Annotated in this window: 12 protein-coding genes; 7 read left to right on the plus strand and 5 right to left on the minus strand. The window is 59.4% G+C overall.

What is annotated here, in order from left to right:
- The first annotated feature begins 61 nt into the window (after positions 1-61).
- The 3 genes from AC13QE_RS22155 (at position 62) to AC13QE_RS22165 (ending at position 4377) form a co-directional block, all read left to right on the plus strand.
- Positions 62-1684 carry an MDR family MFS transporter gene (locus tag AC13QE_RS22155; protein WP_488485261.1) on the plus strand — a complete coding sequence of 541 codons (1623 nt, stop codon included), beginning with the start codon at positions 62-64 and terminating at the stop codon, positions 1682-1684.
- Between the two features lie 48 nt (positions 1685-1732).
- Complete coding sequence (locus AC13QE_RS22160; RefSeq protein ID WP_488485387.1) at positions 1733-2920, plus strand: adenylate/guanylate cyclase domain-containing protein; 1188 nt, start codon at positions 1733-1735, stop codon at positions 2918-2920.
- A gap of 365 nt (positions 2921-3285) precedes the next feature.
- Positions 3286-4377, plus strand: a complete 1092-nt coding sequence (locus tag AC13QE_RS22165; protein ID WP_488485262.1) for a porin — start codon at positions 3286-3288, stop codon at positions 4375-4377.
- A 176-nt stretch (positions 4378-4553) separates the two neighbouring features.
- On the opposite strand, the gene AC13QE_RS22170 is transcribed toward AC13QE_RS22165, so the two are convergent.
- Positions 4554-5888, minus strand: a complete 1335-nt coding sequence (locus AC13QE_RS22170; RefSeq protein ID WP_488485263.1) for an acetyl-CoA hydrolase/transferase family protein — start codon at positions 5886-5888, stop codon at positions 4554-4556.
- 269 nt (positions 5889-6157) lie between these two features.
- A complete protein-coding gene (locus AC13QE_RS22175; protein ID WP_488485264.1) occupies positions 6158-7633 on the minus strand; it encodes a multicopper oxidase family protein in 1476 nt (491 codons plus the stop codon).
- A gap of 322 nt (positions 7634-7955) precedes the next feature.
- Here AC13QE_RS22175 and cueR point away from each other — a divergent pair, with 322 nt between their 5' ends.
- Positions 7956-8405, plus strand: coding sequence for a Cu(I)-responsive transcriptional regulator (gene cueR / locus AC13QE_RS22180; RefSeq protein ID WP_488485265.1), 450 nt, complete (start codon positions 7956-7958; stop codon positions 8403-8405).
- Between the two features lie 75 nt (positions 8406-8480).
- Here cueR and AC13QE_RS22185 read toward each other — a convergent pair whose 3' ends face one another.
- Complete coding sequence (locus AC13QE_RS22185; RefSeq protein WP_488485266.1) at positions 8481-9389, minus strand: LysR family transcriptional regulator; 909 nt, start codon at positions 9387-9389, stop codon at positions 8481-8483.
- Between the two features lie 167 nt (positions 9390-9556).
- Between AC13QE_RS22185 and AC13QE_RS22190 the strand changes: the two genes are divergently transcribed.
- Positions 9557-10381, plus strand: a complete 825-nt coding sequence (locus AC13QE_RS22190) for an aldo/keto reductase (protein ID WP_488485267.1) — start codon at positions 9557-9559, stop codon at positions 10379-10381.
- Positions 10382-10392: 11 nt separating this feature from the next.
- On the plus strand, positions 10393-11604 hold the full coding sequence (locus AC13QE_RS22195) for an MFS transporter (RefSeq protein ID WP_488485268.1): 1212 nt from the start codon (positions 10393-10395) through the stop codon (positions 11602-11604).
- 114 nt (positions 11605-11718) lie between these two features.
- Here AC13QE_RS22195 and AC13QE_RS22200 read toward each other — a convergent pair whose 3' ends face one another.
- Positions 11719-12633, minus strand: coding sequence for a hypothetical protein (locus AC13QE_RS22200; RefSeq protein ID WP_488485269.1), 915 nt, complete (start codon positions 12631-12633; stop codon positions 11719-11721).
- Positions 12634-12926: 293 nt separating this feature from the next.
- Here AC13QE_RS22200 and AC13QE_RS22205 point away from each other — a divergent pair, with 293 nt between their 5' ends.
- Complete coding sequence (locus AC13QE_RS22205; protein WP_488485270.1) at positions 12927-14078, plus strand: MFS transporter; 1152 nt, start codon at positions 12927-12929, stop codon at positions 14076-14078.
- Positions 14079-14234: 156 nt separating this feature from the next.
- On the opposite strand, the gene AC13QE_RS22210 is transcribed toward AC13QE_RS22205, so the two are convergent.
- The gene (locus AC13QE_RS22210; protein WP_015343914.1) at positions 14235-15521 is read right to left on the minus strand and encodes an epoxide hydrolase family protein; all 1287 of its coding nucleotides are present in this window, start codon (positions 15519-15521) and stop codon (positions 14235-14237) included.
- Positions 15522-15681: the final 160 nt, after the last annotated feature.

Below are 15681 nucleotides of genomic sequence, written 5' to 3' on the forward strand. Positions count from 1 at the left end.
TCGATTATCACCTCAGCATCGTCATGAGATTGTTCCGGCATAAGCCGGAAGGAGACACGCCGTGGCCACTCTTCAGATCGCCGCAAACAACAATTCAGCCGCATCGCCGGGCGCTTCAACCGCTACCGTCGTCCGACCGGCCATGAGCCCGCTGCGTATGTGGACCGCCGTGGTCGGCTCCACGCTCGGCGCCTTCATGGCCGTTCTCAACATCCAGATCGTCAACGCCTCGCTTGCCGACATCCAGGGCGCGATCGGCGCCGGTACGGATGATGGCGGCTGGATTTCCACCTCCTACCTGATCGCAGAGATCGTCGTCATTCCGCTTAGCGCATGGCTTGCTCGCGTCTTTTCAGTGCGCAACTATCTGCTGACCAACGCTATCCTTTTCCTGCTCTTTTCAGTCGCCTGCGCCTTTGCCGCAAACCTGCAGCAGATGATCGTGCTGCGCGCCATCCAGGGTTTTTCCGGCGGCGTGCTGATCCCCATGGCCTTCACGATCATCATCACGCTGCTGCCGAAGCCCAAACAACCGATGGGTCTTGCCCTCTTTGCCCTTTCCGCCACCTTCGCGCCAGCCATCGGCCCGACCATCGGCGGCTATCTCACCGAAAACTGGGGCTGGGAATATATCTTCTACGTCAATCTCGTGCCGGGCGTCCTGATGGTCGGCATGCTCTGGATCTCGCTCGACCGCGCGCCAATGAACCTCTCACTGCTTGCCAAGGGCGACTGGCCCGGCATCATCACCATGGCGGTCGGCCTTGCAGCACTGCAGACCGTGCTCGAAGAAGGCAACAAGGACGACTGGTTCGGCTCACCCTTCATCGTCCGTCTATCCATCATCGCGGTCGTTTCGTTGACGCTCTTCCTCATCATCGAGCTTCGCGCTTCTCATCCGCTCCTCAATCTGCGTCTGCTGGTGCGCCGCAATTTCGGCTTCGGTATCGTCGCCAATTTCCTGATGGGCGTCGCTCTCTATGGCTCGGTCTTCATCCTGCCGATCTATCTGACGCGCATCCAGGGCTACAATTCCGAGCAGATCGGCATGGTGCTTGCCTGGACCGGCATTCCGCAGCTGATCTTGATCCCGCTGGTCCCACGGCTGATGAAGCGCATCGACGCTCGCCTGCTGATCATCGTCGGCTTCGCACTCTTCGCCGCCTCGAACTTCATGAACATCTACATGACGAGCAACTATGCCAGCGATCAGCTCTTCTGGCCAAATATCGTGCGTGCGGTCGGTCAGGCACTCGCCTTCACGCCGCTGACGGCGATCGCGACCGCCGGCATCGAACAGGAAAATGCCGGATCCGCTTCGGCGCTGTTCAACATGATGCGCAATCTCGGCGGTGCGGTCGGCATTGCCGCACTGCAGACCTTCCTCACCAAGCGCGAGCAGTTTCATTCGAACATCCTCACCAATTCAGTCTCGGTGTTCGAAGAGGCGACCCGCGCGCGCGTCGCCAACCTCACCAGCTACTTCATGAACCATGGAGTGAGTGATCAAGCGCTTGCAACGCATAAGGCCATTGTCGCAGTAGCCGCCAGCCTTCGCAAGCAAGCCAATATCATGGCTTTCAGCGACACCTTCTATCTGCTCGGCGTCGCACTGGTCGTTGCCCTGATTGCCAGCCTGCTTCTGAAAAAAGCCGGTCAACTTTCCGGCGGCGGCGCGCATTGAGCGCCGCACCTCGAAGAGGAGAAAATAACCATGACCTTGCTGTATGACATGCCAAATGCCGCAACAGCCGACCCCAAGACGCTCAGCGGCGGCATCGGTAACAGAGCAACACTGAGCCTCATCGAATGGTTGACCGGCGACGAATGCCATGCCCTCGACGAGGCGGGCCTTGTCGCAGGTCTTGGCCGCCGCCTGCAGGCCCTTGGCCTTCCCGTCGATCGATTGACGCTGCACCTGACGACGCTGCATCCCGAATTCATCGGCCGCACCTTCGCCTGGGCGCCCGGCGAACCGGTCGAGATCCATGATCGCGAACATGGCTCACGCCTCGCGCTTGCCAATACGCCGCTCATGAAGGCACAGGAGATGCGCGAGCCGCTCGTCGTCGGTCCGGGCGAAAGTCCGCATGGGCGCTGGCAGCATATCGACATATTTTCCGGCCGGGGGCTGGTGCAACTGATTGTGGCGCCGCTTTGCAACGCCGACGGACCGATCAGCTGCGCCGTTTTTGCCACGCGGCGGCCAGGCGGCTTCACATCCGGGGAGAAAGACCTGATCGAGCGCATCCTGCCGGCATTGCGCAACACCTGCGAACTCCGCGTCCTCAGACAATGCGAACTCAGCCTTCTCGATACCTATATCGGCCCGATGACGGCGAGCCGCATCCTTGCCGGACACATTCGTCGCGGCGAAATCGAATCGATGGAGGCAGCCCTTTTGCTGTGCGATCTGCGCGGTTTCACCGAGCTTTCCAATCGCCAGCCCGGCAGCACCGTCCTCGAACTGCTAAACGCCTATTTCGACAAAGTGATACCGGCGATTGCCCATGAAGGCGGTGAAGTACTGAAATTCATGGGCGATGCAGTTCTGGCATTCTTTCCAGGCGCCGACACATCCGGAGCTTGCGGTGCAGCGCTGACCGCAGCAAGGATAATCCTTTCCGAGCTAAGCGGTTTTGAATACAGCGGCATACCAGTCAAGGTCGGCATCGCGTTGCACTATGGCGAGGTGAGCTACGGCAATGTCGGCTCCGGCAATCGGCTGGATTTCACGTTGATCGGCCCTGATGTCAATATCGTTAGCCGCATACAGAACGTCTGCAGCGAAAGGAGCGAAGCGCTCCTGATGTCCGACGCGTTTCGAGATGAGGCGGGAATCAACGATGCAATCTCCATCGGCAGACAGAGGCTGAAGGGCTTTGCCGAGGCGATGGAACTATTCACGATCGCTTATTGAAGCGGCGGACAGGAGATGCAGCGCAGGGCACTATAAGGAGGCCGGCTCCTCTCCGGCCCGAATTTTCGCGCCTGGCATGTGTTGCATGAAATCAACAACCCTTTTTTCCGTTTCCGGATACTTCCGGAGCTAATTTACAAACAATCAGAATGTATATAGCTGTGTTCCCGGGAGCTAATTAGCTTGCGATCTGGTGGGATGTCGTTTCAGCCGCCAGCTAACGAGGTTCCAAAGGGGTGGGGATAATACCCGCAGTCGCTCGCAGATGCCTGGTGTTTGCTTCTTGTTGCAAGCAGTGTCGCCGGGAAGGTTCGTTGTGCTCGCTTCTTGGAATATGTACGACCCGCTACAATTAGGAGTTTATAATGAACATCAAGAGCCTCCTTCTCGGCTCCGCTGCTGCACTGGCAGCAGTTTCCGGCGCCCATGCGGCTGACGCGATCGTCGCTGCTGAGCCCGAGCCGCTGGAATACGTTCGCATCTGCGATGCGTATGGCGCTGGCTACTTCTTCATTCCAGGCACCGAAACCTGCCTCAAGGTCGGCGGCATGGTCCGTACCGAAGGCAAGTGGTACGACGCCTACAATGCCAACAGCCATAACGGCACTCTCTGGCATACCCGCGCTCAGCTGAGCCTCGATACCGCGACCGACACCGAATACGGCCCGCTGAAGACCAACACGGTCATCCGTTGGGACTGGCAGGAAGGCAACTCCACTTCCTCCAAGCTGCTGTTCGCAAACATCAGCCTCGGCGGTTTCCTCGTCGGTAAGGCTGACTCGCAGTTCAACTCGTACATCGGTTATGCCGGCGACGTCATCAACGACGACGTGATCTATGACGGTCCGTACGAACTCAACCAGTTGACCTACAACTATGACGCCGGCAACGGCTTCACGGCTGTGGTCTCGGTTGAAGACTCGAACTCCAGCGGTTCTGGCGCTTCCTATGGCTCCAGCTGGGCATCGGACGACAAGGCCAACCACTACGCTCCCGACGTCGTTGCCGGTGCTGGCTTCAAGTCCGGTGCATGGGGCTTCAAGGTCATTGGCGGTTACGACTCGATCAAGTCGGAAGGCGCTATCAAGGCTCGTGTCGATGCTGACTTCGGCGTCTTCTCGGCCTTCTTGATGGGCGGCTGGAACACCGACGGCGACAACCTGAACAAGTATGCCGGCACCAACCTGGCTCGTTCTTCTTGCCCGGCTAACGATGCATCGAAGTGCGGCTGGGGTGACTGGGCTGTCTGGGGCGGCGTTGGCGTTCCGATCAACGAAAAGCTGAAGTGGAACCTGCAGCTCGCCTATACCGACTCGAAGATCTTTGCCGCAACCACCAACGTCAAGTGGAACCCGGTCAAGAACCTGCTTATCGAGCCGGAAGTCTCCTACACCAACTTCGATTCTGTGAACCAGGATCAGTGGGCTGGTATCCTGCGCTTCCAGCGTAGCTTCTAATAGCGACCTACCTAGTCTCCTGGGACTAGGTACGGGAAGCCTGATGTACCGATCCATCAGGCTTCTCATAGCAATCGGTTGACCTCCGATCAAAGCCGGAAGGATCCGGTTTCCCTCCGGTTCCTTCTTATTGCTCCGACGAACCGATGACCGTCCCGCCATCAGAACCGGCGGCATCAGTCTGGCGCGTAGTATCCCGCCTGATGAGCGGCACGATCCAGCGCCTCCCGGAAATCGGGATGAGCAAGCGCGATCATCGCCTTTGCCCGCTCTGCCACCGATTTGCCCTTGAGGTTCACCCAGCCATATTCCGTAACAACGATATGGATATCGTTGCGCGAGGTCGTTACCGGACCTGTGAGGGTCGGAACGATACGCGAAAGCGTTCCCTTCGCCGCCGTCGCATGACAGGCAATGATCGAGCGGCCGCCACGTGAGGCGTAGGCGCCGCGAACGAAGTCCACCTGACCGCCGGAACCGCTGAACTGCCTTCCGTTGACGAATTCGGAATTGCACGCACCGTTGAGATCGATCTGCATCGTCGCATTCACCGACACCATGCGATCATTCTGAGCGATGACGAACGGATTGTTCACATAGTCAACGGGATGCGCCTCGACATCGGGATTATCGTTCAGGAAGTCGTAAAGCGGCTTATCTCCCAGCGCAAAGGTGAAGATGGTTCGCCCGACATGGATCTGCTTGCGGCTATTGTCGACCACGCCGGCCCTGACCAGAGCGGCAAGTCCCGATGTCATCATTTCTGTATGGATGCCGAGGTGACGGTGTTCTGAAAGACCGGCGCAAACTGCGTCAGGAAGCGCACCGATGCCCATCTGCAGGCAATCACCATCATCCACAAGTCCGGCGATGATAGCACCGATCGCATCATCGACTTGCGAACGAGGCGCGGCAGCAAGCGCCGGAAGGCTTGCGTCATTCTCGACAAGTGCCGTGACGCTTGAGACCGGGATCATGCAATTGCCCCGCACATAGGGCATGCTGGGATTGACTTCGAGGATCAGCCGAGCGCCGGGCTTGCGGGCGACTGCCAGGGCATAATCCGTGCTAGCGCCAAGGCTGAAATTTCCGTCCGCATCCATGGGCGAGACGGTAGCGATCAATGTGTCCACGCCGACATGCTCAACAAGCGAGCGCGGCACCTGGCTGAAATGGCATGGTACGATTTCGGCGGCAGGCAGCATCTCCGCCATTCGCCGCTTATCCAAGGCACGATCTACCGCTCCATGAAAATAACTCATGGGAATGATGCGGTCGCGTAGGTCGAAGTCGAGCACGCTGGAACCGGCGACACCCGTGCAAAGCAGGTAATAAAGCCGGACATTGTCCACCACGCCGGCCCGCGCACGTTCGGCCAGCGCCGCAAGGATGGCAGGCGGCTGGCCGGCGGCGATTGGCATGGCGATCTTCGCACCGGACGGTATTAAGGCAACGGCCTCCTGTGCAGAGCGCACGCGTTCGCGGTATTGCGTCTGATGATTAGCGGCCATCGAGTCCTCCCCTTGAATGCCACCGTCAGCACAATTTGGCATCCACCGCGGGATCGTGGCCGGCCCTCCTCCGAGGCCGCCGCGAGCGCTTGCTGCAGTGGAACTGCGCTTACATAAAAGCGCCTAACCTGCTGTTTGCGCAAGACCCGAACATCGCATTCACACCGGCAAAGGTGAAACCGGCCGCGACCTCATCGAACACAAGTTCCGAGGCCAAGGATGAAGGGAAGGACAATTTTCTCTCCACGCTTCGATGGATGATGGAGGTGTCAGGCCCTGACGTCGACTGTACCCATCATGCCGAGATCTTCATGCTCGAGGATGTGGCAGTGATACATGCGCCGCCCCGGCAAATCCTGCCGCAGCAGGACGCGCACCGTCTCGCTGGCGGCAACGTTCACAGTGTCTTTCCAGGCCTGGTAGGATGGCTTGGTGACCGCGCCATTCTTTTCACGTTCGACAATTTGGAACTGCGTCCCATGCACATGAAACGGATGGTCCATATCCGCCTGATTGACGATCTCCCATAACTCGACCTGACCGACCTTCGAGACCTCATCAATGCGGTTCATATCGAAACTCGCGCCGTTGATGAGGAACTTCATCTCCATGCCTTCCATGAATTCCGTCAACACAAAACGACGCGTGACTGCCGGTTCCGCGAGGCGGTCAATTGTGCGCAGCGTCGCGGGAAGCGGTGGCACGTTGGGTGCAGCCTCCTCTGAAACATTGGCGGTCAGCAGGGTGATGCCGGCCGCTTCAGGCTTGCCAGGCCCCATCCACCCGCGCTCATAGCCAAGCGTGACAAGCTTTGCCGCTCCCGGCCTATCGAAGGAGATGATGAGCTCAACGCGCTCGGCGGGCGCAAGCAGCAAATCGTCGATGCCGACGGGAGCCTCGATAAGGCCGCCATCCGTTCCAGTAAGCACCATGGCGGCATTCTCGAAGGCCAGCCGCAGGAAGCGCGCATTTGTTGCGTTGAAGAGGCGCAGGCGACGCTTCTCCCCTTTCCTCACGATCAAGACCGGATTTTTCTGGCCGTTGACCAGCACATGATCGCCGACGCGCCCGTTCATCACATCGATCATGTTGCTCGCCGGCATGCTTCCATCTTCAGCGATCCGAAGATCGGTGAACATCAAAACAGTATCGCCATATTCCGTAGGGATCGGGTCATCCTTGGGTTTCACCAGAAAGATGCCTGCGAGCCCGCGATAGACCTGCGCGGCGGTGAGGCCATGTGGATGGGGATGGAACCAATAGGATGCGGCGCTGCCTTGCGGCAGATCGAAAGCATAGAGGCGCTCGCTACCCGAGGCGACGGATTCCATGGGATTGCCATCCTGATCGGCCGGCACCGGCATCCCATGCCAATGAACCGTCGTCGGTTCATCGGGAATGCCGTTCCTGAAGCTGATCTCGACCCTGTCGCCCTCACGCGCCTCGATCACCGGATTTCCGCCATTATAGAGGAGCGTGGGCGTGTCGAGCCTGTCTGCGAAGCGAACCAACCCCGGTTCGGCGACAAGCCTTGCCTTGAATAGACCCGCTTCGCCGGCCTCGTTCGTCAGACGCGGCAGCTCCCGCAAAGGCTGTCCTTCCGGCAAGACAGGCTTACCGCTGGTCATCGGCATGTCATGAGCGCCGTTTGCGCCCATATGTCCCATGTCATGCATCATCTGGGCCGCGGCCGGCCCCGAAATCGCAAGGCCTGCCAGCCCTGTCAGAAAATTACGTCGATGCATCGATTGCTTCCTCTTACTCAACGATATCCTCATAGGGCCGCTCACTACCGTGAATGCATCCGGACTAGTCTCAATCCCGGCGTCTGGATCGACAGACTGATTGCCTTGGTGGCGGATCTGGCGCCGCCGCCGCAGGTCATGTTTTCAAGTCTCAGCTCCATGAGAATTCTCATCTATTTCGATCTCACGGTGTTCAAAGTGGAGGTTCCAACCATGGTAAGGTCAAGTGTCCTGCAGCGGAAAATATGCTATTGACCTTCCCATGGTTGGAAGGCCCAGCTTTCATCGGCAACATCAGGCGGTGCCTGTCAGGAGAACATTGATGAATATCGGACAGGCGGCGAAAGCATCGGGCGTATCGGCCAAGATGATCCGCTATTACGAAGAAACCGGCCTTATTCCGGCGGCCGGCAGAACGGCATCGGGCTATCGCGACTATTCGGATACCGACGTGCACATGCTGCGTTTCATCCGCCGGGCGCGCGATCTCGGCTTTGCCGTTGCCGAAATCGGCGAGCTTTTGGGGCTCTGGCGCGACGAAAGCCGCCAGAGCGCTGAGGTTAAGCGCCTCGCTCAGGGTCATATCACGGCACTGAAGAAAAAGATCGCGGACCTGCAGGATATGGAGCACACACTCACCATGCTCGTTAACTCCTGCCAGGGCGACCATCGTCCGCATTGCCCGATCCTGCAGCGGCTCGAGACCGATCGGGAGGACGAAAATCTGTCGATCCTGCCTCGCACCGGCGCCATACCGCGGCCGCTGCAGTGACCCCTGCCCGCCGACGTCTTGGTGGCGGGTTGCCAACGTAAAGCTTGGTGAGGATAAATTCCCCGCAGCGGCCGCTCAGGCGCCCCCGTCCAGAAATTGCCGGAGACGCGGCACGACGAAATCGAGGAAGACGCGCACGCGCTGCGGCATGCGCGCGCCGCCGAGAAAGACCGCATGGATTTGCTCCTCGTCCGGCTCGACGACATCGGCAAGCACCTCGATAAGACGGCCGGCCGCAATGTCGGCCCGTACGTGATAGTCGCCCATGCGGGCAAGCCCCACACCCGCCAGCGCCATGCGCCGGACGGTTTCGCCATTATTGGCAAGCAGCGAGCTCGTCATGGCGCGATCGACGATGCGGCCGCTTTCCCTGATCGGCCAGACGGGTGCAAGACGGCGGAAATTGAAGCCCAGGCAATTGTGCCGCGAGAGATCATCGACACCCAGCGGTATTCCATGGCGATCGAGGTAGCTGGGCGCTGCGACGATCTTGCGGCGGGCAATACCGATGCGGCGGGCAATCATGCCTGAAGCCGGCAAAGCCCCAACCCGAAAAGCAACGTCGGTGCGGTCGAGATAAAGATCGACAATTTCATCGGACAGCGACAGATCGACGACAACATTGGGGTAGGTCCGCCAAAATTCCGGCAAGAGCGGCTCGAGGCCGAGCACCCCCAGGGCAACGGCAATATTGACCCGCACCGTGCCGCCGGTCGTCGTCGCACCCTGTGCCAGCTCCTGTTCGACCTCGTCGAGATCATGCAGCAGGGCTTGGCTGCGCTCATAATAGATCTGGCCCTCCGGGGTCAGCGACAGCCGCCGGGTGGAACGCTCGACGAGCCGCACGCCGAGCCTGCCTTCGATGCGGGAGATCAACTTGCTGACGGTCGAAGGCGTCATGCGCAGCAGGCGCGCCGCTTCCGAAAAGCTACCGGCTTCCACCACACGAAGAAATACCTGCATTTCGCCTGCGCGATTATCCATGGAACACCGATCTTTGATTTAGTTTCACAAATAATGTGAAAACTTAGCCAATTCTCAAGCGAGAACGCGCTCTCTATTTCATAGGCGGAAGAGATTGCGCCATCAAGTCCGGTGCTCGATCCATTCACGGCGGCCGAAGCCGCCGAGGCTTTCAAAAGGAGTTTTCGATGCTTACCGTTACCGCCCATGGCGCAACAATTCCCGCGCTCGGCTTCGGCGTCTTCCGCATGTCGGACGCAGAAGTAGAGCGGGTCATCCCGGCCGCACTGGAGGCCGGTTTCCGCCATTTCGACACCGCACAGATCTATCAGAACGAGGCGGCACTCGGCCGGGCTCTTGCAGCCGCCGGCGCTAAGCGCGATGATCTATTCCTGACGACGAAGGTCTGGGTCGACAATTATAGTCAGGACAGGTTCGCCGCCTCGGTCGACGAGAGCCTCGACAAGCTGAACACCGACCGCGTCGATCTCCTGCTGCTGCATTGGCCGGGCGACAAGGTGCCGGTCGCGGAGCAGATCGAAATGTTGAGCGCTGTCAAAGCCGCCGGCAAAACCCGCTTCGTCGGCGTCAGCAACCAGAATATCGCCCAGATGCGGGAATCGGTCAGACTTTCCAGCACGCCGATCGTCACCAATCAGGTCGAGATCCATCCCTATCTGCCCCAGCACGCGCTCGTTGCGGCTGCAAAAGCAAGCGATCTTGCGATCACCGCCTACTACGGCATGGCCGACGGTGCGGTGCCGAAGGATCCGGTGCTGCAGCGGATCGGCGCCAGATATGGCAAGAGCGCCGCACAGGTCGGTCTTCGCTGGCTGATCCAGCAAGGCCACATCGCTTTGTCCAAGACGGCCAATCCGGAGCGCGTCAAGGAGAATATCGCGATTTTCGATTTCAGCCTCGATGAACAAGACATGGCGGCCATCGCCGATCTCGCACGCCCGGATGGCCGGATCGTCAGCCCGCCCGGTCTCGCGCCCGAATGGGACGCCTAAGGAGCTTCAACATGGACACCAAGATTTCGACGGCCCAAAAGGCCCAAACATCCTCTCACGCCCGATGGGCGCTTCTCGCCCTTGCGATCGGCGCCTTCGGCATCGGCACGACCGAGTTTTCGCCGATGGGACTTCTCCCGGTCATCGCCAAGGGGGTCGACGTCTCGATCCCAACAGCAGGCCTCCTCATCAGCGCCTATGCGATCGGCGTCATGGTCGGCGCCCCCTTCATGACGCTCGCCTTCAGCCGCTTCGGCAAGCGCACGGCACTGATGCTGCTGATGAGCATCTTTACGATCGGAAATCTCATGTCGGCGATGGCGCCAGGCTACTTCACGCTGCTGCTCGCCCGACTCGTCACCAGCCTTAACCATGGCGCCTTCTTCGGCCTGGGCGCGGTGGTGGCGGCTAGCGTCGTGCCGAAGGAAAAGCAGGCAAGCGCCGTTGCCGCCATGTTCATGGGGCTGACGATCGCCAATATCGGCGGCGTGCCGGCCGCCACCTGGGTCGGTCAAGCGATCGGCTGGCGCATGGCTTTTGCAGGAACAGCGCTGATCGGCATAGCCGCCATTGCAGCGCTATGGTTCGCCCTGCCGAAAGGCGAGCGCGGCGCCATGCCTGATATCAGGCGGGAACTTGCCGTACTTACTCACCCCACCGTGCTGCTTGCGATGGCAACCACCGTCATGGGCGCAGGCGCGATGTTCTCGCTATATACCTATGTCGCTCCGGCTCTCACCGAACTTACCGGTGCATCCAATAGCTTCGTGACCCTCGGGTTGGTCCTCATCGGCGTCGGCTTCACGATCGGCAACTGGCTGGGTGGCCGACTGGCCGACTGGTCGCTTGATGGCGCAACCAAGATCTTCCTTGGCCTGCTAGCCGCGATCATGTTCGTGCTGCCGCTGGCAATGACCAGCCACATCGGGGCGGCCATCGGTCTTCTCGTCTGGGGCGGCGCAGCGTTTGCGATCGTTCCGCCGGTACAGATGCGCGTCATGGAAGCGGCAGCCGAAGCGCCTGGTCTTGCCTCCTCCATCAATGTCGGGGCGTTCAACCTCGGCAATGCCTTGGGTGCCGCGGCCGGTGCCGCCGTGATCAGCCTTGGCTTCGGCTATGCAGCGGTTGCGATCGCCGGAGGGCTGCTCGCCGCCGCCGGCCTGGTACTGGTGTTGATCGGCACGCGCAGATCATCGTCGCTGCCGGCAAATTGCAGTGCCTGATCATCCGCCGACGGCCCCTAAAGGCGTCAGGGTTTCCTGATGCCCTATCAACAGAGATCGAGCCGTCTACGGTCCATCGCCGCAGACGGCTCGATTCAATCGAAACAGCCATGCTCAAGGCAGCTTGATTTCGAGCGTGATCATATAATTGCTGTAGTTGGGAGGAGCCGGCGGGGGATTAGGATTAGTGGCCGAGAAGATCGAATAATCGGTTATGCGCGGAGGCGTGGATGGCGGCTTCACGTCCGGTCTCCAAGACGCCTTGATGGTTATCTTGTCCGTGGCACGATAGGAAAGATCAAGCTCGCGGCTCCTGCTTGCACCATCCCGGGAATGCTTGCCCGCCAAGGACCATTTTTCCCATGATGCCGCCACGGTCTCGGTCGTCTCGGTGCCCTTGCGCTCATAGCTGCCGCTCAGCGAGGAATTTTTATCCTTGGTCGACAATTTATAAAGCTGATCCCGGACCTTGCCGTTGAAATCGGTGGTTATCGTGGCGCTGCCTTCGATATTACCATCAGACGACCGTGCGTTGACGTCGAAAATGATCGTCTTGTTGCCGACGTAGACGCCGACGTTCGGATTGAGCCCATTCGTCTTGAAGCCGATGTCGCTCTTCGCCTTTGAATCCAGAACGATCGGACGCTCGGGCGACTGGAAGTATTTTCCAAGCAAATCCTGCTGAGGCTTGGTCGGCCCAACGGGCTTACCCATCGGGTCGAAGGCACCCATGACCGTGCAGCGCTGCCCGCTCACCCAGCTATTGACGGCAAAGATCAAATGTCCGTCATCACCGATTGCGGCGATGCCCTGATGCAGGCTGTTCCTTAGATTATAGCGACCGCAGCAGGACAGTGCGTTGTCGCTCACCGCTTCGAAGGACCGGCCGGAAAAAAGCACGCCGGACGGCAGTCCCGATGCCGCACTACTCCCGAGGATGGGGCAGCTGGAGAGCGGTATCAGCCTGTAGCTGTTCAAATCCGTTTGCGGCGTCTGGCCCGTCGGCCTGGTGAGCGGTGCTAATCCCATATCTGATCTGCCGTTTCTTGATCCGTTGACGAAGGATGAAATTCCCAAATCGCCATGCCGCTGAGAGGCAGCGGGCAATACGATTTATGCGTGTCCAACGGGGGGAGTTAGGTCGGCGACCTTATTTGTCCAGACGGTCGATTTTGTTTCTGGCGGCATGAGGCCGGGCTGACGAAATCGGCTTGTGGCCCTAACCGTCTGATCATTTGATACAGGCTCGTATTGCCAGCACTAGTTGCTTTCGGATAGATCCTCTCCATCTCATCTGTGTTCAGATTCTCCGGAGCATAAAAATGCGTCTTGAACCGCAGCAGCGAGTTTATGTCTGCTTCTTCCTCTTTGCGGTATCGATGGGCGCAATGCTGTCGCGCCTTCCCGACCTGCAGGACGCCTTGCAGATCGACAAATCGGAGCTCGGTCTGACACTGATCGGCGCAGCTATCGGAGCGCTGATATCGCTCACCTTCGCCTCCCCGATCGTTGCGCGTCTGGGCGCGCGCAAGACGGCATTCATCACCGTGCTCGGCACGTCGGCATCCCTGGCGCTCGTGCCCTGGATGGGCGTTGCTCTGCTTGTCTTTGCCATCCTGCTTTGTGAAGGGCTGCTCGCCGGAGCGCTTGAAATCAATCTCAATGTCGAGATCGATCGCATCGAGGCGCAGCTTGGCCGGGGCGTGATGAACCGCGCCCATGGTTTCTGGAGCCTCGGCTTTTTCGTCACCGCCCTCGCATCGTCGGCCATCCGCCAGGCCGGCATTTCGATGCAGCTGCACCTTGCCCTGACATTTACCTTCGTGCTGATCATGGGTTCGCTTGTCATTGCCGGCATGCGCAATGCGCCCGCCCGCCCGGCACAGGATCATCCGGAGGCCGGGCATGTCGCGCTCCCGACGGTCGGCCTGCTGCCTCTCTGTGTCATTGGCATTGCTGCCTTCCTGGTCGAGGGCGCGGGCATCGACTGGTCGGCGATCTATATGCGCGACGTCTTTCATGTCGAGCCGTTCGTCGGCGGTCTCGGATTGACGCTGTTCACCTTCTTCATGGCGCTGGCAAGATTGTTTGCGGACCGGTTCGTCGATCACTTCGGCTCCCGCTCCGTTGCACTCTCCCTACTGCTTCTTTCAACTGCCGGTCTCTGCGCCGTCTGGCTGGCGCCTCACCCCAATGTGGCGCTGCTCGGCTTCGCCTTCATGGGCGCCGGCTGCAGCGCGGTCTATCCGCTGGCGGTTTCGGCGGCCGCCCAACGCACTGACCGTCCGGCCCATGTCAACGTTGCAGCCCTCGGACAAATGTCCTTCGTCGTCTTCTTCCTTGCTCCACCGCTGCTTGGATTCGTTGCCGAACATGCGGGGATTCGCACGGCCTACCTTGTCTGCATCCCGGTCATCCTCGCCGCCCTGATGGGCATCGGCTCGCTTTCGGCCCGTCGCAACGCCTTCGCGTAGGGACTCTGCGATCCGGCAAAAGTCTCCTGCATTAAATTCGCCGGGATCCATTATTCGTTGTGAGGGGGAATCCTGTACGCTTCCCCCTCTTCCGCAGTCGAGCGTGGGGCATCGCTCGCCTGCAGCGCTTTCACCGAGTCAGAAGCCTAGGCTCGCTTAACGCAGCGAGCGGAATGCCGCCCTGACTTCGTTGGTGAAAATCGCCGGCTGCTCCCAGGCCGCAAAATGCCCGCCATTCTCGGTTTTGTTGAAGTAGATCAGATTGCCGAAGGCACGCTCCGTCCACGACTTGGGTGCCTGATAGATTTCTCCCGGAAAGACACTAACCGCGACGGGCACGGAAGGGATCCTTTCGAGAGCGTTGAAATTGTTGGTGTGGTCTTCCCAATAGATCTGGGCTGCCGAGGTACCCGTCTCCGTGAACCAATAAAGAGAAATGTCATCCAACATCTCGTCCCGAGTGAGAACCTTTTCGGGCTGCTTGTTGCTATACGTCCACTCGGCAAACTTGTCGTACATCCACGCGGCCATTCCGATCGGTGAATCGACGAGCGAGTAACCGATCGTCTGCGGACGCGTAACCATCATTTGCGCGTAGGCAGCACTGTCTCGGTAGAAAATCGCGAGCTTGTCGAAGCAAGCGCGTTCGTCCGCAGTGAGACCTGCGGGCGCCGGGGCACCTGCAGCCAAGATCGGCACGATTTCTTTTGGAACGATCGCAGGCATGTTGAGATGAATGCCCAGCAATCCCGGCACCTTTTGATGCGCCATGCGCTCGGAGATGACCGAGCCGCAATCACCGCCTTGCGAGACGAATTTCTCATATCCGAGCCGATTCATCAGCGTGCCCCAAGCACGGCCGATGTGATCGGAGCCCCATCCACGGACGCTGGGTTTGCCGGAGAAACCGAAACCGGGGATCGATGGCACCACGAGATGAAAGGCGTCTTCGGCCTTGCCACCATGAGCAGTCGGATTCGTCAAGGGATCGATGACCTTGAGCATTTCCAAAACCGAGCCCGGCCAACCGTGGGTCATGATCAGCGGCATTGCGTTTTCGTGTGGGGAGCGCACGTGAATGAAGTGAATATCCAACCCATCGATTTCGGTCATGAACATCGGCAGAGAATTGAGCTTCTGTTCCACCTTTCGCCAATCATAGCCGTCGGCCCAATATCCAACGAGATCGCGCAGGCGTTCGAGTTGCACGCCCTGGGAGTCGTCAGCGACATTTTCCTTGAGCGGCCAGCGTGCCGTCGCAAGCCTCTGCTTCAACTCGGCAATCGCGCTGTCGGGAATATGGACCTTGAACGGCTTCACACCGTCGGGCAAGGCGTCCGATGCGGCAAAGGACAGGGCAGGCTTCAGGAGCGAAGCCGCTCCAGCGACAGCGGCCGCAGTCACAAAGGCACGTCTATTCATTGAGAAGGATAAGGGCGACATCAGAATCTCCAAATGTTTGGGAGGTTTATTGAATGCCGCGAAGTTTTGCTTTCGGCGTGTATCCCGGTTGTGTCCTCAACCCAGCCAAATTGTATCCCTCTGTGTCCGGATCGACCGAGGCTACAACGGAACACAGAACTCTGCGTTTTGGCTTTACCAG

Source organism: Martinezella sp. CNPSo 3957 (assembly GCF_057784395.1).

What these genes read in the sequence shown, in the direction of transcription:
- AC13QE_RS22160 (WP_488485387.1), top strand. Translation starts at nt 1,733, where the DNA reads ATGCCAAATGCCGCAACAGCCGACCCCAAGACGCTCAGCGGCGGCATC.
- AC13QE_RS22165 (WP_488485262.1), top strand. Translation starts at nt 3,286, where the DNA reads ATGAACATCAAGAGCCTCCTTCTCGGCTCCGCTGCTGCACTGGCAGCA.
- AC13QE_RS22170 (WP_488485263.1), bottom strand. Translation starts at nt 5,888, where the DNA reads ATGGCCGCTAATCATCAGACGCAATACCGCGAACGCGTGCGCTCTGCA.
- AC13QE_RS22175 (WP_488485264.1), bottom strand. Translation starts at nt 7,633, where the DNA reads ATGCATCGACGTAATTTTCTGACAGGGCTGGCAGGCCTTGCGATTTCG.
- cueR (WP_488485265.1), top strand. Translation starts at nt 7,956, where the DNA reads ATGAATATCGGACAGGCGGCGAAAGCATCGGGCGTATCGGCCAAGATG.
- AC13QE_RS22185 (WP_488485266.1), bottom strand. Translation starts at nt 9,389, where the DNA reads ATGGATAATCGCGCAGGCGAAATGCAGGTATTTCTTCGTGTGGTGGAA.
- AC13QE_RS22190 (WP_488485267.1), top strand. Translation starts at nt 9,557, where the DNA reads ATGCTTACCGTTACCGCCCATGGCGCAACAATTCCCGCGCTCGGCTTC.
- AC13QE_RS22195 (WP_488485268.1), top strand. Translation starts at nt 10,393, where the DNA reads ATGGACACCAAGATTTCGACGGCCCAAAAGGCCCAAACATCCTCTCAC.
- AC13QE_RS22200 (WP_488485269.1), bottom strand. Translation starts at nt 12,633, where the DNA reads ATGGGATTAGCACCGCTCACCAGGCCGACGGGCCAGACGCCGCAAACG.
- AC13QE_RS22205 (WP_488485270.1), top strand. Translation starts at nt 12,927, where the DNA reads ATGCGTCTTGAACCGCAGCAGCGAGTTTATGTCTGCTTCTTCCTCTTT.
- AC13QE_RS22210 (WP_015343914.1), bottom strand. Translation starts at nt 15,521, where the DNA reads ATGTCGCCCTTATCCTTCTCAATGAATAGACGTGCCTTTGTGACTGCG.